Origin of the sequence: Fervidicoccus fontis Kam940, assembly GCF_000258425.1 — an archaeon.
In the GTDB taxonomy this organism is placed as follows: domain Archaea; phylum Thermoproteota; class Thermoprotei_A; order Sulfolobales; family Fervidicoccaceae; genus Fervidicoccus; species Fervidicoccus fontis.
The window spans coordinates 161073-184284 of record NC_017461.1 but is presented as its reverse complement, the minus strand read 5'-3'; the positions used below and the strand labels follow the sequence as shown (position 1 = coordinate 184284).

The 23212-nt window shown below is 37.4% G+C and carries 20 protein-coding genes; 11 read left to right on the top strand and 9 right to left on the bottom strand.

Translation table 11 applies throughout. From position 1 onward, the window contains the following. Positions 1 to 143 precede the first annotated feature (143 nt). Entirely contained in the window at positions 144 to 1364 is a 1221-nt protein-coding gene (locus FFONT_RS00935) for a molybdopterin molybdotransferase MoeA (protein ID WP_014557333.1), read from the top strand. A gap of 26 nt (positions 1365 to 1390) precedes the next feature. Then, positions 1391 to 3352 (top strand): molybdopterin biosynthesis protein, encoded by a 1962-nt coding sequence (locus FFONT_RS00930; RefSeq protein ID WP_211206238.1) that lies wholly within the window; start codon positions 1391 to 1393, stop codon positions 3350 to 3352. Here the strand turns inward: FFONT_RS00930 and FFONT_RS00925 are convergent. Next, entirely contained in the window at positions 3339 to 3833 is a 495-nt protein-coding gene (locus FFONT_RS00925) for a MogA/MoaB family molybdenum cofactor biosynthesis protein (protein ID WP_014557331.1), read from the bottom strand. The genes FFONT_RS00930 and FFONT_RS00925 overlap by 14 nt on opposite strands. Before the next feature lie 265 nt (positions 3834 to 4098). Between FFONT_RS00925 and FFONT_RS00920 the strand changes: the two genes are divergently transcribed. The 3 genes from FFONT_RS00920 to FFONT_RS00910 all read left to right on the top strand — a co-directional run bounded on the left by FFONT_RS00920 (position 4099) and on the right by FFONT_RS00910 (position 10190). Then, positions 4099 to 7266 carry a DEAD/DEAH box helicase gene (locus FFONT_RS00920; protein WP_014557330.1) on the top strand — a complete coding sequence of 1056 codons (3168 nt, stop codon included), beginning with the start codon at positions 4099 to 4101 and terminating at the stop codon, positions 7264 to 7266. 92 nt (positions 7267 to 7358) lie between these two features. Further along, positions 7359 to 8903, top strand: a complete 1545-nt coding sequence (locus tag FFONT_RS00915; RefSeq protein WP_014557329.1) for a gamma-glutamyltransferase family protein — start codon at positions 7359 to 7361, stop codon at positions 8901 to 8903. A gap of 12 nt (positions 8904 to 8915) precedes the next feature. After that, complete coding sequence (locus tag FFONT_RS00910) at positions 8916 to 10190, top strand: hydroxymethylglutaryl-CoA reductase, degradative (protein ID WP_148683464.1); 1275 nt, start codon at positions 8916 to 8918, stop codon at positions 10188 to 10190. Positions 10191 to 10202: 12 nt separating this feature from the next. Here the strand turns inward: FFONT_RS00910 and FFONT_RS00905 are convergent, their stop codons facing one another. Together FFONT_RS00905 and FFONT_RS00900 are read right to left on the bottom strand one after the other, a co-directional pair. Beyond that, positions 10203 to 11438 carry an iron-containing alcohol dehydrogenase gene (locus tag FFONT_RS00905; RefSeq protein WP_014557327.1) on the bottom strand — a complete coding sequence of 412 codons (1236 nt, stop codon included), beginning with the start codon at positions 11436 to 11438 and terminating at the stop codon, positions 10203 to 10205. Between the two features lie 167 nt (positions 11439 to 11605). Further along, positions 11606 to 13021 (bottom strand): sodium:solute symporter family protein, encoded by a 1416-nt coding sequence (locus FFONT_RS00900; RefSeq protein WP_014557326.1) that lies wholly within the window; start codon positions 13019 to 13021, stop codon positions 11606 to 11608. A 240-nt stretch (positions 13022 to 13261) separates the two neighbouring features. On the opposite strand from FFONT_RS00900, the gene FFONT_RS00895 reads away from it, so the two are divergent. The 4 genes from FFONT_RS00895 (at position 13262) to FFONT_RS00880 (ending at position 16202) form a co-directional block, all read left to right on the top strand. Next, positions 13262 to 14269: a DUF7343 domain-containing protein gene (locus FFONT_RS00895; protein ID WP_014557324.1), complete on the top strand. Its 1008-nt coding sequence runs from the start codon at positions 13262 to 13264 to the stop codon at positions 14267 to 14269. 103 nt (positions 14270 to 14372) lie between these two features. Then, positions 14373 to 15437, top strand: a complete 1065-nt coding sequence (locus FFONT_RS00890; protein WP_148683463.1) for a radical SAM protein — start codon at positions 14373 to 14375, stop codon at positions 15435 to 15437. A gap of 73 nt (positions 15438 to 15510) precedes the next feature. Continuing rightward, the gene (locus FFONT_RS00885; RefSeq protein WP_148683462.1) at positions 15511 to 15897 is read left to right on the top strand and encodes a HEPN domain-containing protein; all 387 of its coding nucleotides are present in this window, start codon (positions 15511 to 15513) and stop codon (positions 15895 to 15897) included. Next, positions 15897 to 16202 carry a nucleotidyltransferase domain-containing protein gene (locus FFONT_RS00880; RefSeq protein WP_014557321.1) on the top strand — a complete coding sequence of 102 codons (306 nt, stop codon included), beginning with the start codon at positions 15897 to 15899 and terminating at the stop codon, positions 16200 to 16202. Before FFONT_RS00885 ends, FFONT_RS00880 begins: the two co-directional genes overlap by 1 nt. A 247-nt stretch (positions 16203 to 16449) precedes the next feature. Here FFONT_RS00880 and FFONT_RS07180 read toward each other — a convergent pair whose 3' ends face one another. Together FFONT_RS07180 and FFONT_RS07175 are read right to left on the bottom strand one after the other, a co-directional pair. After that, positions 16450 to 17067, bottom strand: coding sequence for a divalent metal cation transporter (locus FFONT_RS07180; RefSeq protein ID WP_148683461.1), 618 nt, complete (start codon positions 17065 to 17067; stop codon positions 16450 to 16452). Next, the gene (locus FFONT_RS07175; protein ID WP_014557319.1) at positions 16988 to 17671 is read right to left on the bottom strand and encodes an Nramp family divalent metal transporter; all 684 of its coding nucleotides are present in this window, start codon (positions 17669 to 17671) and stop codon (positions 16988 to 16990) included. Before FFONT_RS07175 ends, FFONT_RS07180 begins: the two co-directional genes overlap by 80 nt. Before the next feature lie 168 nt (positions 17672 to 17839). Here FFONT_RS07175 and FFONT_RS00865 point away from each other — a divergent pair, with 168 nt between their 5' ends. Then, positions 17840 to 20302, top strand: coding sequence for a thermopsin (locus FFONT_RS00865; protein WP_014557318.1), 2463 nt, complete (start codon positions 17840 to 17842; stop codon positions 20300 to 20302). A 3-nt stretch (positions 20303 to 20305) separates the two neighbouring features. Here the strand turns inward: FFONT_RS00865 and FFONT_RS00860 are convergent, their stop codons facing one another. Beyond that, a complete protein-coding gene (locus FFONT_RS00860; protein ID WP_148683460.1) occupies positions 20306 to 21616 on the bottom strand; it encodes an aspartate aminotransferase family protein in 1311 nt (436 codons plus the stop codon). Positions 21617 to 21800: 184 nt separating this feature from the next. Here FFONT_RS00860 and FFONT_RS00855 point away from each other — a divergent pair, with 184 nt between their 5' ends. Beyond that, on the top strand, positions 21801 to 22301 hold the full coding sequence (locus FFONT_RS00855; RefSeq protein ID WP_014557316.1) for a hypothetical protein: 501 nt from the start codon (positions 21801 to 21803) through the stop codon (positions 22299 to 22301). Between the two features lie 117 nt (positions 22302 to 22418). On the opposite strand, the gene FFONT_RS00850 is transcribed toward FFONT_RS00855, so the two are convergent. From FFONT_RS00850 to FFONT_RS07165, 3 genes are read right to left on the bottom strand one after another with little or no spacing between them, the layout of a single operon-like run. Further along, complete coding sequence (locus tag FFONT_RS00850) at positions 22419 to 22721, bottom strand: hypothetical protein (protein WP_148683459.1); 303 nt, start codon at positions 22719 to 22721, stop codon at positions 22419 to 22421. Between the two features lie 10 nt (positions 22722 to 22731). Continuing rightward, complete coding sequence (locus tag FFONT_RS07170; protein WP_280101544.1) at positions 22732 to 22890, bottom strand: hypothetical protein; 159 nt, start codon at positions 22888 to 22890, stop codon at positions 22732 to 22734. A gap of 13 nt (positions 22891 to 22903) precedes the next feature. Next, positions 22904 to 23170, bottom strand: a complete 267-nt coding sequence (locus FFONT_RS07165; RefSeq protein WP_280101543.1) for a hypothetical protein — start codon at positions 23168 to 23170, stop codon at positions 22904 to 22906. Positions 23171 to 23212: the final 42 nt, after the last annotated feature.

Genomic DNA, 23212 nt, shown 5'->3' with positions numbered 1-23212 from the left:
TTGCCCCTTGAAATTTAATGATATTAAATTAAAACACATATTAAAAAAATCTTTCGTTAATATTTGAATCTCGCGGTTAAAAATTTATACAAAAACGTTTTTAATAATGCATTATTCAGAATAAAAATGGTGCTCGCGTCAATATGAACTTTGCTTATGAATATAATTTTTTACCAATAGAAGATGCAATTAAGATTCTTTTGGAAAGCGTAAAAATCCGCAAAGGAGGCTTCAAAACACACATAAATGAATCTATAGGGATGATCTTAAATGAATCTATTGTTTCCCCAGTAGATGTGCCAGAAGTGAATAGAAGCGCAGTAGATGGCTTTGCTGTTTGTAGCGACGAAGTATCGCTTGCATCATTCAACAATCCCATAATTCTAGCTTTGAAAAAGAATGGAGAGGGCTTTGACTGCAGCTCAACAGTTCAAGTTAATACCGGAATGCCCATTCCTTCTCCATACGATTCAGTAGTTATGAAGGAGGATGCCAGAATTTATGAGCACTCAGTCCATATATTGAAAAGCGTTCCAAAATACGGAAATGTCTCTAAAAAAGGAGAGGATCTAAAAAAGGGAGATATAATTGCAGAAAAAGGTCAGATCCTTAAGCCTTGGCACATATCGCTTTTTGCTTCAGTGGGAATTAAAGAGGTTGAAGTTTTAGAAAAGATTAAAATAGGCATAATAGCTACAGGCTCTGAAGTTGTAGATATAAATAATACGCACAAAAAGGGAGAATTCTATGTATTTGATTCTACATCAAGGCTGATTTACGCTTCATTAATAGAGCATAATTTTTTGCAATTGACTCACTATGGAGTAGTTGAAGATGAGAAGGAGAAAATCGTAGAGGTTCTCAAAAAAGCTTTAGAAGAAAACGACATCGTAATAACTACAGGTGGCACTGGTCCAGGGGAGAGAGATCTCACATTTGATGCAATCTTAAACCTAAACGGGCAGATTCTCTCTAGAGGAATAGCGATGAGACCTGGAAGGCCTACTACCATAGCTTTAATAGAAGGAAAACCAATATTCTTATTTTCTGGCTATCCTGTTGCTTCGTTTGTAGCTTTGAGATTCATCTTTCTCCCGTTCTTATCAAAGTATTTCGGGACAAAGGGTTTAGAAAATATTGAAATACCTGCAAAGCTTACAAAGAGGGTTACGGGAGGAATTGGTTATGATACATTTATCCGTGTAAATGTATTTAGGTGCGGCGATGAGCTTTGCGCGGAGCCCGTTATGCTCAGAGGATCTGGAATATTGAGCTCTCTCCTTAAAACGAATGCATTCATGATAATACCGAGAAATGTTGAAGGTTTTGAAGAGGGAGAGACGGTTTGGGTCCATCTAATATAAATTTTATTCTATAAGGTGAAATGAAGATGGAGAAAAGAAAGCTGTTTCATAGGTTAGTATCAGTTGAAGAAGGATTGGAAGTTCTAGAAGAAGAGCAGTTGCTAAATCCCCTGGGAATTGAAGAAGTGAATTTGCAGAAAGCCCTTTATAGAGTCCTTGCAGATGACATATATGCTCCTATCGACTATCCTCCTTTTGATAGGTCTGAAGTAGATGGATATGCTGTAAATATAAAATCTGTTGAAAACGCGGATGAGCTTAATCCTGCAGTCCTCAAAATAGCTGGAAAGGTAAGGATAGGGGAGTTCCCAAAAATAGAAGTAGATGAGAAAAACGCGGTAGAAATAGATACAGGAGCAATGATACCGAGGGGAACTTCAGGAATAGTAATGGAGGAATACACAAAAAGAAAAGAGAATGAATATGTGGAAGTTTACAGATCTGTTTACACCGGAGAGAACATATCATTTGCAGGTAGCGATATCGCAAAAGGAGAGCTTCTATTTAGTAGGGGAAGGGTTTTGGACCATATAGACATAGGAATTCTATCTTCAATGGGAATAAACAAGGTAAAAGTATATATTGAGCCGAAAATTGCTATTCTCTCCACCGGCAATGAGTTAGTTCCACCCGGATCTGATCTTAGCATCGGAAAGATCTACGATGTAAATGCCTATATGATATACAGCTTGTTAAAAGCTCATGGAATAGAATCTGATATGTTTGGAATCGTTCAAGACAAAGAAGACATACTTGAAGAAAGAATAAGAGAATTGCTCAAAAGCTATGATATCATTATAACAAGTGGAGGAACATCTGCTGGAATCGATGATGTTGTTTATAGAGTTTTCGATAGGGTAGGAGAAGTACTTATACACGGTTTTAAGCTCAAGCCGGGAAAGCCAACGGTTTTAGCGAGATCTGGAAGAAAACTACTAATAGGATTGCCGGGCTTTCCATTCTCTTCTCTTGCAAACTCTCTGCTCATTTTACTACCTGCATTATTCAAAATCAGAGGTACTGAATATAGGGCAAAAACAAAAAAAGCTTCTATTGCGGTCAGCTTTAGAAAGGATATCGGAAGGAGGTGGCTGGTCCCTGTATTACTTAACAGTATTGATAAAAAAATATATGCAATACCTTTTTCTACATCTTCTGGAAGCATAATGATGGTTGCGAGGGCTGATGGGATCGCTCTTTTGAGTGAGAATAAAGATGTAATTGAGGAGGGAAGCGAGGTAGATGTCGTTGTTTTTAACAGCTTTGAAGACAAGGAAGGAATAATAATGGGAAGCCACGATCTAATGCTTCCAGATATTTTGAAAGAAAGCAGACTCGAAGCGAAACTCTCATACATACCTGTTGGGTCATATTTAGGGCTTGAGTTAGTTAAGAGGGGATTTATTGATATAGCTCCAATCCACCTCTTTGATGAGAATACAGGTACTTACAATGCTCCGTTTCTGAATAAAGATCCAGTTCTAAAAAGCAGTGCGCTGCTTGTTAGAGGATACTCAAGAAAGCTCGTGCTGGCATTTAGAGAGGGAACAAATTTAAGAGGATTAGAAGATGTATTGGAAAGTGGACTTAGATTTGCAAATAGAAACAAGGGCTCCGGTACAAGAATGTATGTTGACTATCTCCTCAAAAGAATCTCTGCTGAAAAAGGGGTAGATTTTAAAAAGATAACTAGGGAGCTCAAAGGTTACGAATATAATTTGCCGTCTCATAATTCAGTTGCTGCTGCTATCTCACAGGGAAGAGCAGATGCAGGTGTTTGCATAGAGCATGCAGCTAGAATTTATGGACTGAGATATATACCGTTGACAGAGGAGCACTATGACTTCGCAGTAAACAGAAAGAGCCTTGAAAAAAATGCTGTTAAGACATTTATTGATTACTTAGAGTTTAATAAGATCAAAAAAATTGCAGAGAGGTATTTCGGATATATAGCTGATAGCAATGCAGGAAAAGTTATTTGTTGCTAACATTAGGCTTTTTGTGTTCTCCTTCAAACCTTTCTGCCTCTTCTAACAAGTGCGGTACGATGCCTGCTATTAGCTCGAATCCTGTCTTGACAGCATCTAAAGAGCCTGGAATTACCACAGATACTCTTCCGTCATAAAGCAGAAACATCTCGCTTCTTGAAATTAGCCCTGCCGCACCAACTTTTTCAAAGGATTTCATCCTAAACGCTTCCCCGAACCCCGGAATCTTTCTCCAAGCTACTTCCTCCAAAGTGTCTAGTGTAATATCTCTTGGACTCGGGCCCGTCCCTCCTATGAATATAAATGCTTTTGAATTCGACTTTCTTAACACTCTCAGTATTTCCTTAGGATCATTAGGAACTGTAAATATATAATCGACTTTAAATCCTTTAGATTCTAAAAGCCCTTTCATAAGCTTTCCGCTTTCATCTTCGGCTTCTCCTTTAAATACTCTATCGCTTACAACAACTATGCTGAACAATTTATCACCAGTTTAAAATTCTTAATGTTTTTAAATAAAATCTACTTTTTTATGTTTATGTATAATTAGCTTATTCGGTGCTCAATAAACTGCACCTCTGCCCTTAAAGAATTGTGTGCTTTATCAGGGAAAAACAGAATGCCTGAATTATATGGTAAATTATTTTTATTCTTAGATTCAAAATACATTAATGATTTTACAGAAAACAGTTATCTAGATTTGCCTTTAGAGAGTGTGAAATAACGTTATAGTGAGTGAACTCTAGATGAGGATTACAGATTCTTCAGATGTATTAAAAGAAAAGGGCTATACGGTCATAACAAAGGTCGAACCAAAAATCTCTCCCGAATATGAAAAGATCACTTTTGCAGAAATGTTTCCTGAGCTCAAAAATACGGAAGAGGAGTTCATAAAAAGAATATCTGATAAGCCTATATTTTCCCATCAGTTGAAAGCTATGAAAGCCCTCGAAGAAGGAAAAAACATCATTATAAAGTCTGGAACGGGGTCTGGAAAGACTGAAGCATGGGCCCTCTATGCTTTAAAAAAGGCCAGCACTCATGAAAATTTCAGGACAATTGCTATATATCCAACGCTAGCTCTTTCAAATGACCAAGTGAGCAGGATTGAGGCATATTCTAAGGCTTTTTCAGTTCCTGTAATGCAGCTGGATTCCCCGTCAAAAGAAGCTTATAGGAAGGAACACGGAACTTTAAGCCTTAGAAAAAAGATAATCTCAAGCAAAATCTTGATAACCAATCCTGCATTCCTCTTGACAGACCTGAAAAAATTTTTCACAAAACAGAATACATCAATATTTCAGGACTTTTACTTCAATCCAGGCTTAATTGTTATTGATGAACTTGATTTTTACGATCCTAGAAGCATTAGTTTAATTTTAGGCATCCTTGAGCTCATAAGCAAAGTATCTCAAAGAAAGCCTCAGGTAGCTATCTTAACTGCTACTCTTTCCAATCCAACTGAGTTGGGAGTTTATTTAAAAACGATCACAGATAGAGACTTTGAAATAATAGAAGGAAAACCTTTTCATGTTGAAAACAGATTATGCGTCGTCCTTGGAAAAGATCTTGAAAAAATATGGAATCAATTAAAAGAGTATGAAGGGTCACTTTCTAGCAGAAAAGATGTCGACAAGTCAATATTGGACTCCCTAAAAGATCTCAATTCGTTTAAGAAAAATCCCTACAAAACCCTTGAGTATCTTGAGGCTTTAGGCTATAATGTTCCTTCCATAGAATTTGATATTACAGATATCTTATCTTTATACCTGCAAGATGATGGACTTACAATTGTATTTACTTCGGGAATAAACAGAGCTGAAGAGATTGCTAGGAAGCTGAAAATAAAAGTTGGAGAGGACAAGGTTGCAACTCATCATCATTTAGTTTCGAAATCAGAAAGAAAGAAGATCGAGGATTGGGCGAAAGAGGGTAAAATAAAGATAATAGTCTCGCCGAGAACGCTTTCACAGGGCATTGATATAGGTTCAGTAGTTAGGATTGTGCATATAGGTCTTCCAGACAGTTTAAGAGAATTTTTGCAGAGGGAAGGAAGGAAGGGAAGAAGGGAGGAAATACCGTTTACTGAGTCAATAATTATTCCTCACAACCACTGGGATAGAGAGCTTTTTGCGAAGGGCTACGAGGCTTTTGAAAATTGGGTTTCGCTTCCTGTAGAAAAAACAATAATAAACCCAAAGAATCTGTACATGAAGCTCTTCACTGGAATAGTGAAGCTTGTCTCCCCCTGGTTGAGGCAGGACTTAACTGAGCCAGAAATAGAGGCGCTGAAAAGAGCTAAGATCTTGACCGATGGGCAGGTCAATAAAAGCAGGCTAAAGTTCATTTGGGATAGGCTGAACTTCTATGAGCTTGGCCCCCCGTATGGCATAAAGAGGTACTTGGAGAGTGACAGTGAAAAGATACCTTTAGAGCCTATAGGATTCTGCGATTTGGTAGAAATATTTCAGCTTGGATGCTTCGATCACGCAAATGATGCGATAGTCGTTTACCACCAAATGTCTGAAAAATATAGATCCGTGACTTCAGTAATCGAAAAGAAGATCAAAGATGTGAACTTTTGGCAGGACGAGGGACTTGCGAGAGCGATTGAGGAGTACTTAGATACAAAAGCTAGGTGGGGGGAAGATGCCAACTTTTACAATGATATAAGAAGTGGAAGGCTCTTTTCGAGAGTGGAACCTGTTGTATATCCTCCCAGAAATGGATTTGGAATGCTCACTAAAATTCCTGATACTATAATGTGGCTCGTATCATCGAAAAAGCCTTCAATATTCAAAGTAGGAAATTCAACTATAGTTGACAGGAAGAAGAGGGCGATAGTAGTTCCGGTTGAAGTTCATGGTATGTACAGAGATTTTACTTATGGCTATATCTATGAAGTGGATGAAAGACTCGACTTAAGGATGCTTAGGATCGCTCTTGCATTTATTTCCGTAGCTCTGAGGAGGATCGAGAGTATACATCTTGGCCTTATTGAATATGGAATCAGCAATGTCAGTGAGAAGAAGTTCATTGAAGTTCACGAATCTGCATCGGCTGGTTTTTTGGACTCATTTGATTGGCTTGAGTTCGCGGAAAAAGTCAGAAGATATGAGCCCGATACTCTTGATCTTATAATGATGGATCAGGTCGATGAAATAGCATATGCTGATTTCCTCGCTTTTGGGATGGGATGGGAAGATGTAAAAAGCTATGCCCAGAAGGTCCTAGAGTACCTAGACCAAGGGAGGCACATAGAGCTTTCTGTAAAAAATTTCGCTGCAAGGATAACAAAGCCCAGCAAATCTCTAAAGCTTTTATCGATAGACGCGCTACTTGAACCTATAGAAGATCAGAGTAGCGAAGCACCCCTCTTCTACGTTTTGGGCTTAACATACTTTGATGGAGAGAATCTAGAAGGGGAGACAAGGGTTGACATGATTTCATTCGGGCTTCCACCAGGAGCAATGCTTAAAAAAATTGAAAGTGAAATCGATGATCTCGCAGAATACGAAGAATACAACATACTAATCAGTTCGAAAGAGGTCGCGAAGTCCATATCTACAATGGGGCTTAGAAAGCTCCCCAAAATGATTGAATCAAAGGGAATTGAAGTAATGAAGTTGCTGGAAAACGTAATGCAGCCGCCATCACTTGAGCCCTACATAATGCTCGGCAAAAGGCTCTATGGAAAATTAATTGGAAAGGAAGCAGACTTAGCCGACATCGAGGAGATCAATATGATAATAAAAAGGATGAAGTCACAAGGCTATAAGCAACTTCTTGACTCCGAAAAGAAAAAAATTGAAAGCTATATTAAAATTAGAGCGGTTGCAATTTATCTTGCATATCTTCACTATTTATCTCTCGAGCGTGAAAAGAAAACTATCAAAGAAGAGGGAAAAAAATAACACGAGTTATCTAGAAAGCTAGTCGATTTATGTTAGAAAATTCCATTAAGTTTTTATTAAATTAAAAATAAATTATAAAAGAGGTAAAATTTATGTTTAAGCATCCGTTCTATTCAAAAGGTGGAGTAGTTACAAGTGAGTCTGCTATTGCTACAACTATAGGAGTGAAGGTATTGGATTTGGGGGGAAACGCGATTGATGCATCTGTTGCGACTTCTTTGACTTTGAGCGTTGTACTTCCTCACCTCGGGGGAATCGGTGGAGATTTTTTTGCTTTGATCGCGGATCCTTCTGAAAAAGTCCACTACATAAGCGGTTCAGGCTGGGCCCCAAAGAGGCTTAGTATTGAATATATGAAAAGCAGAGGATTTAATAAGATGCCTAACGAGGGACCTCATAGTATTGTAGTTCCGGGCTTGGTAGATGGCTTGAGAGTTATGTGGGAAAAGTTCGGAACAATGGAATGGAAGAAGTTGGTTAGTATAGTTGTCGATTCACTTAAGGACGGATTTCCGATTAGCAATTCATTCGCTTCTGCTCTGAATTCAAGCAAGGAAAAACTTCTCGAGGATCCTGGATCTAAAAAAACCTACTTCTCGAACAAAGAAAGCTATACAGCAGGAGATATATTCAAATATGACGGCCTAATTAATGCGCTTATTCTTATCTCGCAGGATCCGAGAGAGTTTTATGAAGGTCCGATAGCTGAAAAGGCTGTAGAATACCTAAACAGTCTTGGTGGAGCGTTTGAGCTTTCAGATTTTAAGGAGTTTAAAGCCCACATCGGAAAACCTATAAGCATAGAGCTGGGAGACAACACCATATATGAAATGCCTCCCAATACCCAAGGAATAACAACCCTTCAGCTTCTAAAGCTCTTGGAGTATCTTGGAATGAGCTATAATTCAACCTCAAGAGAGAGAGTTTTATCTCATTTGAGGCTTTATGAGCCTATATATGCAGTTAGAGATGCATACATAGGAGATCCTGAATATATGAAAACAACTGTTGAGGAGCTTTTAAGTCAGGAGTTTCTAAATAATGCAATAAAATCAATGAAATACAGAAACACGCTATCTACTCAAGGTAGCGATACTACATTTTTCTCTATTATAGACGAAAGCGGTTATGTAGTTAGCGGGATACAGTCATTATTTACAGGCTGGGGAAGCTATGTAACTGAGCCGACATTTGAAATTACTTTTAATAAGAGGGCTTCTTCTTTTAACTTGATTGATGGGCATCCGAACGCGCTTGGACCGAGAAAGAGACCCTTTCACACTCTTTCCGCAATGATAATAAAGGGTAAAGAAAGGGTTATGTCTTTAGGGCTTTCTGGAGCCCATTACAGGCCTCAGCTACACGCTCAACTTTATGAGAACATTTTTAGATTTAAGATGAATCCTCAAGAAGCTCTCGAGCATCCAAGGTTTGTGTGGGACCCTGAAAATAATTTAGTGGAATATGAGGAGGGAATAGATATGCCTAGCGCGAATGAATTGAATGGGAAAAAGATTATTAAAAGGGGATATCCGAGTAGGATCGGAGTTGCAGCAATTGCAGAAATTTTGGAAAATGGAGTAAAAGCGGCCTACAGCGATATAAGGGGAGACGGTTCTTCAGGAGGTCAAGTTTGAAAGGTGGAAAAGATGGGAGAAAAGAGCTCTAGAATCCAGGATTTCCATAAAATGAGCTTTGAAGAAAAGCTAAAAATAGTCAAGGAATTTTCAAATTTGAGCGATGAAGAAGTAAACCTCCTTAAAAGCATGGGTAGTCTAGATAGAAAAATAGCCGAAACTATGGTAGAGAATGTGGTAGGAGTGATGCCTCTGCCTTTCAGCGTTGCACCAAACTTTAGAATCAACGGAAGGGATTACCTAATACCAATGGTAATAGAGGAGGCCAGCGTTGTAGCTGCAGCATCAAACGCTGCTAGGTTTATGAGAGATGGCAACGGAATAATCAGCATTGCTACAGATTCGATCATGATAGGGCAAATTTATATATATGGAGTAAAAAACATCAGCTTCGCCTCGCAAATCATTTATGAGAATAAAGATGAAATCTTGAAGCTAGCAAATGAGACAGATAAATATCTGGTTAACATAGGAGGGGGAGCAAAGGACGTTGAGGTAAGGGCAATTGATACGAGAAATTATGGAAAAGTTCTATGTGTTCATCTACTAGTAGATGTAAAAGATGCAATGGGAGCTAATACGGTTAACACAATGGCAGAAAAAGTCGCGCCATTCATTGAAAAATTAACTGAAGGAAGAGCAATTTTAAGGATCTTGAGCAACCTGGCTGATAGGAGGATCGTAAGGACAAGGGCTATCGTTAAAAAAGAAATGCTTGGAGAGGAGGCTGTTGAACTTATCGCAATGGCTTCTGAAATTGCTGCATCCGATCCATATAGAGCTGCAACTCATAACAAGGGAATTATGAATGGAGTAATAGCCGTCGCCCTCGCTACAGGTCAGGATCATAGGGCTATAGAGGCTGGGGCTCATTCCTATGCTGCTAGAACTGGAAGATATACAACCCTATCATTTTGGGAAAAAGACAGAGAGGGGAATCTTGTAGGTACGTTGGAAATGCCCTTAGCAGTTGGTATAGTAGGAGGTTCTATTAAAGTTCACCCAATAACAAAGATCGCATTGAAGATCTTAAACATAAGTACTGCTAAACAGCTAGCAGAAATAATGGGGGCAGTTGGTTTGGCTCAAAATTTTGCGGCGCTCAGAGCACTTACTACAGAAGGAATACAAAAAGGTCATATGAGGCTTCATGCTAAGAATATTGCTGTGATGGCAGGAGCAAGCTACGAAGAGGCTGAAAAAATAGCTGAAATAATGGTAAACGAGAAAAACATCTCATTCTATAGGGCGAAAGAAATATTAGAAGACATACGGAAAAAAAGTTAATTTTTTTAAAATTTAATGTATCGGTCTGAGCGACCTTTCGTATATAAATCTTACAACTTCTTTTGTGACCTCAACAGGTGAAGTTGCTGCCATGAGCGGAGTCATTGGAGAAGTAATTGCATTTTCTACAAGTCTATCTACATCTTTATCCGTAAATCCTAAATCCGTCAGCTTGTCTGGAACTCCAATTGATGCGAACCACTTTTCAATTTCTCTTTCAGCATATTCTGCCTCTCCAGGCACTCCCTTTAGATCTGGTATTATTGAGCTCAAAAGATCTGCTGATAGCTCCGGGAAGATCTTATAAGTTACATTTAATACAGCTGGAAAAATTGCGGTCAGTCCTATGCCGTGAGGAGTTTTTGGATTCAGCGCGCTCATTGGATGCTCCAGAGTATGTGTTAAATGTAGAGATGCGATATCGAATGATATTCCAGCTATAGCAGAAGCATACATTAGCCAGTATCTTGCAGCAATATTATTGGGCTCATTCGCTGCTACGGGCAGCCACTTTGCAATTAGCCTTATTGCTGTTTTCGATAAAAGTGTTGAGTACGGATTTCTTGTTTTTGTGGTTGCAGCCTCAAAGCTGTGGTGAAATGCGTCCAATGCTGTTGACAGAGTCTGCCTCTTAGGAAGGGTTAAGGTAAGGGCCGGATCTTCAATAGCAAATACGGGATATAAACCTGGACCTGCAATTGCAGGCTTGTAGCCGCCATCAGATTGAGCTACTGCATATTTATCAAGCTCGCTCCCAGTCCCATGAGTAGTGTTGATTGAGACAACTGGTATTGCTTCATTTATCAGAATTATCTTCTCATACAAATCCTTTGCAGTCTTTCCCGGATTCTTTAAGAGTGCGGCTGCCGTTTTCGCCGTATCATTGTGGCTTCCTCCACCAACTGTTATAAATACTTTGGCATTAAATTCTCTTGCAATGTTAGCTAATTCATCGCATGAAGCATAAGTAGGATTCGGTCTAACCTTATCATAAATTGTAAATTCTATTCCGTTCTCCTCAAGAGCAGGCTTAATATATTGTTCCACTTTTGTAGACTGCCAAACAATAGGATCTGTAACAATAATTGCCCTATCAATGCCTTTAGACTTTAAGTTCTTTGAAATTTCAGATATCATCCTGATCGCTCCAACTCCAAAATACGTAACTGGCCTAGCTGGAGTAAGTGTAAATATCGATTCCAAATTCATTTTTAAGAAGTCTTCCAAATCTTCTTTCAAATTTTCCACCCATATTAATTATAATATTTTCTCATATATAAAAATTTATTGTAGAATTTTTACAATTTTTAAAAAACTTATAAGTTTTTATAAAATTTTTAATAATAAAAATTCATTATTATCATTTTTATTGTTAAAAATTATTTTAAATCTAAAATATGTCTTTTTAATTTGGATTAATAATCTAAAGATATCCCTATTACAATGACTAAGCATGATATCAATAAAACCCATAGGGATGTTGGCAATCCGCAAAGCATCGATGTGAATATTCTTCCGGCTCCATTGGCATACAAACCATAAACACCTATCGTCACTCCCGATATTATAGAAGCTAAACTGGAAGCTCTTGAAAACTTTCCCAGTTTGTTTTTAAAAGCAATTCCAGCTATAGTTACTGGAGCTAAAGGCAATAATAACAATGAAGTCATAACTGAAAGGTCAACAATATAAGCAGGGTGAAGATAAGCTAAAATTGAAGCTACTACTGTCAAAACCACATCGATTGTAGCAATCAACTCAACTTTTTTATCTTTAAGTCCTAGAAGATCTTTGAAGATAGCACTCGATACAGAGAGAATAATGCCGTCAGCCGTAGAAATCGCAGCAGCTATGATAGATATCCCTATGAAACCAGCTGCTATTGCGCTAAGCTTCGAGAGAATCGCGGGAGTAACATAATTGCCTCCCAAACCTGAAGGGATTATACCGTTTATTGCTAGATATCTCGCAAAAAGCCCAATCATTACTGCCAATAAAGTATATAGAAGTCCAAAGGCAGCGAAGAATGTGACGCTCATTTTGTAAGATTTCTCATCTCTCTGTATGAAGAGCCTTGAAATGACTTGAGGATTTGTTATAGCAAAGAAGATCCATGGTAGTGTATAAGAAAGAAAAACGGGAAAGCTCCAAAATGGCATAATACCTAAATATCCGCTGCTTGCTAGAACCTCTATCGCCCTTAGAGATCCGCCAAAAGGCAAAATCATCGAAATAACGACATATAAAAATAATATTCCACCTCCGAGCATTAAAATAGCTTGATACAAATCGGTAGTTGCCACACTCCACATTCCCGCAATAGCTATCCAAAGTGCGACGATTACGGCCGCAGCGACAACGCCACTTTCATAGCTCATCCCTCCTATTTGGAAAATTACGCCCAACCCCTGAATTTGAGCTGCTATGTATGGGATCATAGCAAAAATGTATAAAAGAGCAATAAATTTTGATAAAAAGATAGAACCATAAAGATCTCCTAGCATCTGAGATGGAGAGATCCATTGCCTTTCTTTTGAGATCCTCCATATTTCATATCCGACTGTTGAGAGAATTGCGACTGTAGAAAGCAAATATGAAAGCTCAAAGCCAAGCGTCCCCACTCCTGTCGAATAAGCCATTCCTACAAGTCCTATCATCATGAACGCGCTGTAAGTGGTCGCAGCATAAGTAGCACCAGCTAGAATTCCTCCTATTTTTCTTCCACCAATATAGTAATCTCTCGCGCTCTTTATGCCAACTCTTTTTGATGCAACTGCAATTGCTGTTCCAATAATAGCATAAATTAAAAAATAGATGATAAAAACGTTCATTCCATTTTTCCTCTCCACAAGAGTATTAAGGAGAGCAATATCCAAAAGAAAGCTAAAGAAGGCCAGAAGAGTAGGAGTTCAATTCCTTTTGAATTTCTCAGAAAAGCATAGGGAACCAGATAAAAAAGAGCTAATATGAGAAAGCTAAACGTTATATATGTTCTTCTCATTTTAAATCACAACCGAACATATGTTCGATAAATTTTAAATACTCAGTTATATATAAAATTTTTTGAGATCATGTCTAAAGGAGAGCTTAAAGAAAAAATACTGGAACTTCTCGCAAACTTTCAAGGGGAATCAATACCCCAATCTTATATTCATAGAAGCATTTCTGCTTCAAAGTCGAGAGTAAGTGAAATCCTATATGAGCTGGAAAGAGAAGGGCTTATAAAAAGGAAGCAGATAGGAAGAAGCAAATTTATCTATGCATATACCGGGATAAAGGAAAAAGCTCATGAAAAAGATGAAATGAGGATGACGATCGGAATAGTTTATTCGAGCGAATACCTCTTCTTGGGATACTTTTTGAAAAAAATGAACGAAATGAAACATAAAGTGAACGTGAAAGTTTTTAGCGATGGCTTAGAAGCTCTAGATGCTTTAGTCCACGGGAGAATAGATCTTGCAATTTCCCCCTTTATTGGTCAGCTCATTTTTTCAACCATTTATGAAAGCTACAAAATTCTCCCTAGAGGTATGGGGAGAGGGTATGAGATTTTATATCTTGATGGGGGGAATAAGGTTCATTCGAGTAAGCTCAGCACTATGGATTACATAAGAAGCTTATCTATCAAAAATGGTATTATTGATGCTGAAAATACCGTATATTATAGCTCTCCTGATGAGCTCCTCTACATGGCCAAAAAAGAAAAAGGTTATGTAATAACTTGGCATCCTTTGTATAAAAAAGTCGAATCGATGGGATTTAAAGTAGTAAAAGATGCGGGAATTATGGAAAATGAGCTGTGTTGCTCCCTAGCAATTTCAAATATTGTTGCTGAAAGTGTGAGAGAAAAAATAACTTGGATGTATAGAGAATCTCTAGAAGCGTATTCGAAGGACAGAAGCAGATATTTAGAATTATATTCCATTATTACGGGAATTGATATTGACCTAATTAAAGATGCAATGTATGTATACGAGCCATTTAATGGGGATTCAATGAAAGCTACAGAAGAAGTACTAGACATTATATCCCCCTCTGTTCCTGACAAATCCGTATATTTAAAATCAATTATTAGATGATGCAAAGGTCTGCAATTAAAAACATTCATTTCAATCAAATAACATCGGATCAAACATCCTTTTGACCAATTTTTTCTATGACGAGTTCGCGGAAGGGATCAGTTTGAACTCAAGAATCGAGAGAGCACTAAGCTGGTACTATGGAATATTAAGAGGAAGGTATCCGCCCAAATATAAGATCGCTAGAAGTCTTGAAGTCGATGTTAAGTTGACCTCCCTTAGCCTACAAGAGCTTTGGTCTTTACATGAAGAATTTGAGAAAGAATTTCATAAGTTATCAAACGACATAATGAAAGACGAATCCATCGAGCTACGAGATTCTTCTAATAATTCATATTTGGACCTTAAAATTGAAATACTAAAAAGAATGCTTACAAATTGCGAATATTGCGAGAGAAAATGCGGATCGAATAGGTTAACAGATAAGGGAAAATTCTGCAAAGTGGATTATAAGACATATATTTCATCATATTTTCTGCACTACGGAGAAGAATATCCACTTGTTCCAAGCGGGACAATTTTTTACTCTGGATGCAATCTCAGATGTGTTTATTGCCAGAACTATGAAATCTCTCAAAGCTTTCCACTCAAAGGAAAAGTCGTAGCACCTCAGCAGCTTGCTGCAATACAGGATAAGCTTGTAAAAGAAGGTGCAAAGAATATAAATCATGTAGGTGGAGAGCCTACCCCTTATACACATGCAATTGTTGAAAGCTTTAAATATCTAAAAACGAATACGCCTCAGATATGGAACAGCAATTTCTATATGAGCGAGAAACTCACTATACTGCTCAGAGATCTCATAGATCTTTGGCTTCCAGACTTTAAATACTGGGATGATTCTCATGCAATAGTGCTCTCCGCTGCACCAAGGTATAGAGAAGCTGTAATCAGAAATTTGTTATTGATAGAAAATGAAGGTAGCATCATATTAAGGCATTTAGTGCTTCCAAACCATGTGAAGTGTTGCAGTATCCCGATAATTGAATGGCTTTCTAAAAACATGCCGAAGGATTGGCTTGTTGTAAACATTATGGATCAGTACTATCCTACTTATAGGGTGTTATCAGAAAGCGAGAGGTGGAGAGATTTAAATCGGAAAGTGAGAAAAGATGAATATTTTGAAGTAGTTGATTATGCAGCTAAAGAAGATCTTATTTTAATTTAATACTATTGTCGAAATTATTGTATAGGCAAAACTTATAATAAAAACAAACCTAAAGAACTCATGGTGAACAGAACTGTCTTTTGAAGAAGCGGAAATCATAAAGAGAAGGGCTGAAGCTTTTTTAAGGAATTCTGAGGATCTTATTGGGAAAAAGGAATGGGACCTCGCAGTTTTTAGCTTGGAGCAGTACTGCCAGCTTATTTTAAAATATAAAATGCTGGTGCATTTTGGAACTTATCCAAGGACTCATTCAATTAGAAGACTTATAAAAGATTTAACAAAAATAAATACAAAATTGCGTTCATTTATTGAAGACGAGGATAAACTGCATTACATAGCAAGATTAGAGGAGGCATACGTGGCTTCAAGATATTTCCCTTATACTTATGAAGAAAAGGAAACAATTAGCCTTTTTAAATTTGTCAAAGAAGTATTTAAACCTATAATTGATGAATTATAATGTTTTCCTATAAAGCAAATTTTAAAAATTATATAGAAATAGGGAGAAAAATTAAAGAAATTGTAAACAGCTTTGACCCTAATGCAAAACTATATATTTTTGGCTCAGCTGTCAAGGGAAAAAACGTAGCCTCAAGCGACATTGATATTTTGATAATAACAGAAAAAATTGAATTGAAATATGAAATAATGGTGAAGGTTTTTAAATCGATAGATGAACCAATCGAGCTACACATTATTACTAGAGAGATTTTTGATAAGTGGTATAGAAGATTTATACCGATTGAAGAGCTTGTTGAAATATAGAGCTTTGTCTTTAAAGTCGTAACGAAATTGGATATAAACCAGCATCTGATTAATTACAAAAAAAGTGTAAACGAAAAACGAAAAAGCATCTGATCTACAGGATGAAAATTATCACTAATTTATTTTTCTATCGTTTTTTCGAATAATGGTTTGGATAAATCTACTTCCAAATATTCAAAATTCTTTTTGCAAATACTCTTTATAACTGAAAGCCTCGCTTTTTAAGCTGGGAAGGAGGTCAGAAAAATTAAAAGACAAACATAGCGATGTTTATTAGGACAATAAATACGGTAGATACTAAGGATATAACGTAAAGAGGCTTACTAATTTTGTATCCTCCCATTAAATTTCCATCTTTACTTATATTAATAAGAGGAAAGAGCACAAGGGGAAGAGAGAAAGAGAGAATTGCCTGGGTATAGACGAGAATGCTCATCATGTCCACTCCAAGGTAAACTGCAATTAGAAATGGCACCATATTTATCAATCTCAGCATTAACCTAACTTTCCACTGCTTAGTAGGAGTTCCAAAATAGCTTTCCAATATCTTTACTCCAGCTATTACACTTACCATAGAGGAGCTCAATCCAGACGAGAAGAGAGAGATCGCAAAAATCCATGATGCTAAAGCACCGAAAAGAGGAGCTAATGTGTAATACGCACTTTCCAAGCTAGTAATATTAGTCAACCCTTTTAGATAAAATGCATAATAGCTCATTATCTGTATTGCAGCATTAACAAGGCTGGCACCTCCTAAATTAACGAGTGTTTCTTTAAGATGGTTCTTAATTTCCCCTTTTTTGTTTAATTCCTCCTTTCCCTGCTGACTTTTCTGCAGACAAATACGAATGAAGAATAATTGCATGAGGCATTATTGTCGCACCTATTATGCTTGTTGCGGTCAGGATCATTTCACTTCCACTTAAATAAGGGATGAATGAATGCATGAGAATTTCTTCAGGATTAGCATGAACAATTACTAACTCGATCAAGTAGCTTAATCCAACAATCCCTACAAGTCCTGCTATTACAATTTCCATTCTCCCTAAGTCTTCAGTAAGTAAAAAAAGCAAGAGAACATCCACAACTGAGAGGCCAGCTGAAATTGAGAGCGGTATGCCTAAAATTAGGTGAAAACCGACAGCCATACCTACGAACTCCGCCATGTCGGTGGCGAGTATCGCAATAAACAGTCCGAAAAAGTAGAGCTTTTTTTCATTTTTTCTGAGCTTTGCCATCGATACGTCAAGCAGTCCTTTTTCCGTGACAATACCAACCTTTCCGGAAATATACTGAAACATGATCGCCATTGCTCCGGAAAGCCAGACGACCCAAAGCAGAGTGAGCCCGTATTTAGAGCCAGCTTCAATATTCGTCCCAAAATTTCCCGGATCAATATATGCGACAGAAACTAAAGTTGCTGGACCTATAGCTAGAATTCTCTTTAGGTTTTCAAGCTTTCCGGTCAACTTAGTTCCCCAGTCTTAAAAAACATTAAAAGTAAGTAAAATTAGGTTATATTTTTTCAATATGTACTAAAACAAAAAGAAAAAGCTTTCAAAAGCACCTTCATAATTTAAATAGAAAAGCTTTTAAAAAAATGCTTATTTATATTTGCTGAGCGAGGTCTACTATAAATGAGGAAGAAAGTTCTTTGCCTTGCTTTTACAATTATTTTTGTTACTGCTATTGCGAGTATTTCTAATGTTGCACTTGTTGAAAATAGCTCAGTTGCAAGATCTGAGCCTTTCGGAGAAGTGCCAGAAAAAAGCTCATTAAGTTATGTGAGCATCCAACCTAACTACTTTCTCTACTATCCTATACAAGTTGAAAGCGGAATGAACATAACATTTGAGGTAAATTCCAGTGAAATAGTAGATGTGTATCTTATGACTCCTTCCCAATTATCTACTTTTAAATCTTCCGGCTCAATCGAATATCTTTATTCCTATAGAGGATATAACATTTCAGCTAATATAGGTCCTATGCATTACGGAACTTACTATCTAGTAGTTTACAATGATGCCTCGAACGAAATAGCTTATGTAAGCTACCAGGTTTCAACGATCCCTATAGATGTATATTCATATTATAACAGCCTTCCTGCGCCAATCGGAATTGCGGACTATGGGGTTGTAAATTCCTCGGGAGTCCTAATTCCATATGAATTGCTTTACAAGGAAGCTATTGGAATAGCGAACATATACTCAATAGAGGCATATAATTCAACGTCTCCATCTGGGGTTTCAGAATACGGAGCTAGTCTTCAGCTCAACGTTGTTCTTCAGGTGAATACAACATACGGATCTTATACATATTGGGTTCAGAACGTTCCAAATTTCTGGACTAATAATAATACTTTGTTCTTTGTAGATAACGTTTGGAACTTTACTTCACATTTTTCTTTCCTTACAAACCAGAGCGTTAAAGGAAATGGGTATGTTTATGTTGACAACGTAGGAGAAGACTACTATGCTTATTCAACAGAAATGAGAAAATATACTCTTCCTTTGAACTTAAAACTTGCAGTGAGCGAAAATTTCTCAAGTAACGCTGTATACATCTCATTTGGATATTCTCTGGGAGAAAGCGAAGAAATTACTTGGTACGATAAAGTTATTATACCACAAACAGGGATAACATCAGCTTCATTTATAATCTCGGGCTTCTCCCAAACTCCAAGCGGACATTTTTACGACTCTGAATTGGTGTTCGGAGGAGAAGGGAATAGAGAGATCACTAATTTTACAAAAATGAATGCCCAGCTGATGCTTAAATATGTTCTGGAGAATGAAACAATTGTTCTTCCCATGTCTCTATATGGATTTGGGAGCGATACAGCTGAAGGAGCAGATGACCTCTCGACAAATTTAATTGATGGAATTCCCACGGTTCAAATAGGGAGCGGAAATTTTTATCCTGTGTTCTACTCGGTCAATCTCTCTAAACTCAGCGCAAAAATTGCAATATCATATCCAAATGCAGATGCAGATGTCGGTTTTCCAATTGAAATAAGTTCTCAGATCATCGGAGGTCTTCCCCCATATACTTACATTATTTATGTAGACGGTTCTCCAATCTATCAGCTAACTTCCTATTCAGATAAGCTAAACTTTTTAGCATTTGTTCAGCCTCTGAATGAGGGAGGGCATTATATTGTTATTGAAGTAAATGATTCTTTAGGGAATTCCTTTTTTTCAAATAGTTATACTATAAATGTAAACCCAGATCCTTTCGTTTTTATTTCTGCAAATGCAACAGAAACAGATGTCGGTGTACCAATAAGTATCTCATTTTATGCATTTAACGGCACTCCTCAGTACACCTACTCTATCTATGCCAATGGGTCTCTTATAGATAGTGGAAGTATTTTGCAGCAAGGGAGCAAAGTTAATGTTACATATGCTCCAAGCGCCTCTGGAGTTGTCTTCGTTGTTCTATATTTACAAGACTCTGCGAATTTCACCGTAGAAAAGCTTCTTGAAATAAAAGTAAACAGTCCTCCAGCGATCAGTCTTGATTATGCAAGAAGTAATAGTGATGTAGGCGTTCCAATAGCTTTTACTGTAAATGTGAGCTCAGGGACTCCTCCTTTTATGTATATATGGATGATCAACGGAACTCCCGTTGCTTTTAACACCTCTCAGTATATACTTAATGCGACCTATCCAGGAAGCTATTATGTTAAAGCCATTGCAAAAGACTCAGCAGGATATGAAGTTTCAAAAGAGATCAAAGTAGATGTAAATCCAGATCCCGTTATGAGTAACTTCACATATATTTCTTCATCAAGTAACTTTTTGTTTGAAAACAACAAGGTCGAGGTCTTTGTAAGCGTTAATAACGGTACGCCTCCATACATTTATACATGGTATTTAAACGGAAAGATCGTATCAACAAGCAGTGAGCCGGAATATACATTTTCTCTAGCGAATGGCTTAAATAAAATTCAAGTAAAAGTAACGGATTCAGCAGGATTCAGCGTATATAGCTCAATTATAAACATAGTTGCTTCATATAACTATTTAGCATTGGTAGGTTTAGGATCCGCTTTTATCTTAACCGCATTAATAATTATAGGATATTTAAAGAAAAAGTAAAAATTACTTCTTTTTTAAAGCTTCTTTTATTGACTCATCTAATATATCGAGCCCTCTTTTTAGCACGTCTTCTTCGATTGTTAAAGGCGGATGTAGCCTAATAACATTAGAGTATAGACCGGCTATGAGCAAAAGAAGACCCCTTTCTCTAGCTGTATTTATTATCTTTTTTGTTATATCCTCGTCCGGTTCTTTTGTCTTTCTATCCTTTACAATCTCTATTGCCTGCATTATCCCCAAGCCACGCACATCCCCTATTATTTCATATTTTTCATACATTTCTTCTAGCCGCTTTCTAATTATCCTTCCAAGCATTTCAGCCCTAGCAGGAAGGTTGTCTCTTTTCATTATTTCTAAAACTTTCAATCCAACGGCGCAGGAGACCGGGTTTCCACCAAAGGTTCCCCCAAGGGAGCCTAAATGCACTTTTTCCGCGATGCTCTCTCTAACTGCGATTCCCGAGAGTGGAAGGCCGTTGGCTACCGCCTTTGCAAATGCCATTATATCTGGCTCGACATCAAAGTGCTCAACTGCCCACATTTTTCCAGTCCTCGCAAATCCTGCTTGAACTTCATCATCTATCAGCAGAATGCCATTTGACTCCAAAAAGCTCTTCAGCTCCTTTACATACTCCTTTGGAGGAACGACGAAGCCTCCCTCTCCCTGGATCATCTCCATTAAAAATGCAGCAATTCTGTTGGGAGGATATCTTGCATGTGTAAACCACTTTTTCATATAATCTAGACAAGCTAGACCACATTCCGGATATTCGTGCCTAAATGGACATCTGTAACAATAAGGATATGGAAGAAGCTCAACTCCTTGGGAAAATGGCTCCATGCTCTCTTTGTATGGCATATATTTTCCTGTAGCAGCCAGCGCTGGACCGTAAGTGCCTCTTCCGTGAAATGCATTTTCGAATGCAACTATTACATGCCTTCCAGTCGCCTGTCTTGCCACCTTAATAGCGTTGTCAATCGCCTCTGATCCGCTGTTCCAGAATGCAACTCTTTTCTTCTCCTTTCCTGGAGATACTTCGGATATCTTTTTTGCCAGCTCAACATATGAAGGATAATTGAGGTTCATTATTGATATGTGCCACAACTTTCTCAGCTGCTCTACAGCCGCATCGATAAGCTCAGGATTTGCATGTCCTAGAGAGGTAACTCCGATCCCTGAGGTGAAATCTATGTATTTTTTTCCTTCAGTATCAAATAAAAAAGCATTTTCTCCTCTTATGACGGTTATCGGATGGTATAGGGAAACTGCACTTATTACGTAATCTTTCCTTTCCTGAAGATATTTTTCCGTCAACGCATAATTCACCAATTGAAAAAAAATGAAGGTTTTATATAAGTTTTTTGCATTAATAATGTTAAATCGATCGCAATTATATATTGGAATGATCGTACTTATTTATTGAAAACCTAAGATCTTTCAGCAAACGGAAAAAATATAAAACATAAATGAAGAGAAAATTTTAAAGAGATGTAAAGTTATGGAAGAATTTAAAGAATACTTAAAGTGTTTAAGAGATATAGAATATGAAACATATTTTGTTTATAACATGCTTTATTCCAAAATAGAAAAAGAAGACATCAAGCATATATTTTTATACATCGGGATGGACTCTTATAAGCATTATTTGATTTACGATAGACTTTTGAACGGAGAATCCTCCGATGAAGATCTTTGTAGAGATATTCTTGGAGACTTATTTATGGATTCCTTGAATTCTATAAAGCAATTAAAGGCCTCTGTATTTAAAATAGACAAAATTTCAGACGAGCAAATTTATGAAATTATAAGTATGCTGGTTAATTATGAAGGAGGAGTTTATGAGGAAGCTCTGTCTTCGATTATCACCAGGATTCTCGGAGAGAATTTAAAGGGAGGAATCAAAAAAATCTTTGAGCTTATAGAAGAAGATGAAAAGAAGCATGAAAAACTTCTGATGGACTTATTAATAGGAAAAACAAAGAAATATGAATTGTCTTGAAACAAGCAATTGCTGAAGCTTTTCTTAAAAATTAGGAGTTTGCTGTTCCTAATAACTTCTTTACCTCTTTTTCAAGATGAATGTAAGAAATTGCAAGCACTGGCTGGATCAATAGGATTATTGCGGAACTACGGAGGCAGCAGGGCTAAGCGCCATTGTAGCCATCGCTACAGCAACACTTTCGTTTTTGGTAATGGAAGTCAATATAATTGATTGGTGATCTTCATACTTTATGCGCAGGACCTTATCGACAGCCAAAGACAGCGCAATTAATCCGAACACTATCAGTGTTTGATAACCTATGATCTCTAAGGCAATTGTTGGCTTTGCAATAAGCAATGAAGCTTTTGAAAAAATTATAATGAATATCAAAACAAACAGTGAAATCATAGTCGCTACTGAAAGTGAGCTCCTTATCACTCTAAGCTCTTCAAGCTTCCACACTTTTCTCTATATATATTCTGATTAGCTGTCCTGCAATCAGCGGGAGGATCAATATTTCAGTCAGTGAGATAAGAATTGTGCCAATTGGCACGGGGACGGATATGCTCCTGCTGTATAATCCCAAAATTACTGGCAAGGCTGGAATTGCAACAATTATGTCAAATTAGTATTAGGGCAGTAGCAAGTTCTGCGTTTCCTGCCGAAATTAAAACGTAACCAAGTGCTGCGCTTGATGCTGGCACCGAATTCGCTGCAACAAATCCTATTCCAAACTGAGGACCCAACTTATTCGCTACAGATATTGCTAGTAGTGGAAACAAAATGAATACGTAAATTAATGAGATTATAATTTGCTTCCAAAGCTTCAACTGCCTTCCTAGCGCTTCTGTTCTCAGTTGAACCATATATGGATAAAGGGTGGCTATTGCAAAAATAGTGACGAGATTAGTAAAGAGATCTTTATATTT

Coding starts and splice junctions, on each gene's coding strand:
- FFONT_RS00900 (WP_014557326.1), bottom strand. CDS start 13,021: ATGAACGTTTTTATCATCTATTTTTTAATTTATGCTATTATTGGAACA.
- FFONT_RS00935 (WP_014557333.1), top strand. CDS start 144: ATGAACTTTGCTTATGAATATAATTTTTTACCAATAGAAGATGCAATT.
- FFONT_RS00920 (WP_014557330.1), top strand. CDS start 4,099: ATGAGGATTACAGATTCTTCAGATGTATTAAAAGAAAAGGGCTATACG.
- FFONT_RS00880 (WP_014557321.1), top strand. CDS start 15,897: ATGTTTTCCTATAAAGCAAATTTTAAAAATTATATAGAAATAGGGAGA.
- FFONT_RS07180 (WP_148683461.1), bottom strand. CDS start 17,067: ATGCAATTATTCTTCATTCGTATTTGTCTGCAGAAAAGTCAGCAGGGA.
- FFONT_RS00895 (WP_014557324.1), top strand. CDS start 13,262: ATGTCTAAAGGAGAGCTTAAAGAAAAAATACTGGAACTTCTCGCAAAC.
- FFONT_RS00855 (WP_014557316.1), top strand. CDS start 21,801: ATGGAAGAATTTAAAGAATACTTAAAGTGTTTAAGAGATATAGAATAT.
- FFONT_RS00915 (WP_014557329.1), top strand. CDS start 7,359: ATGTTTAAGCATCCGTTCTATTCAAAAGGTGGAGTAGTTACAAGTGAG.
- FFONT_RS00930 (WP_211206238.1), top strand. CDS start 1,391: ATGGAGAAAAGAAAGCTGTTTCATAGGTTAGTATCAGTTGAAGAAGGA.
- FFONT_RS00865 (WP_014557318.1), top strand. CDS start 17,840: ATGAGGAAGAAAGTTCTTTGCCTTGCTTTTACAATTATTTTTGTTACT.
- FFONT_RS00910 (WP_148683464.1), top strand. CDS start 8,916: ATGGGAGAAAAGAGCTCTAGAATCCAGGATTTCCATAAAATGAGCTTT.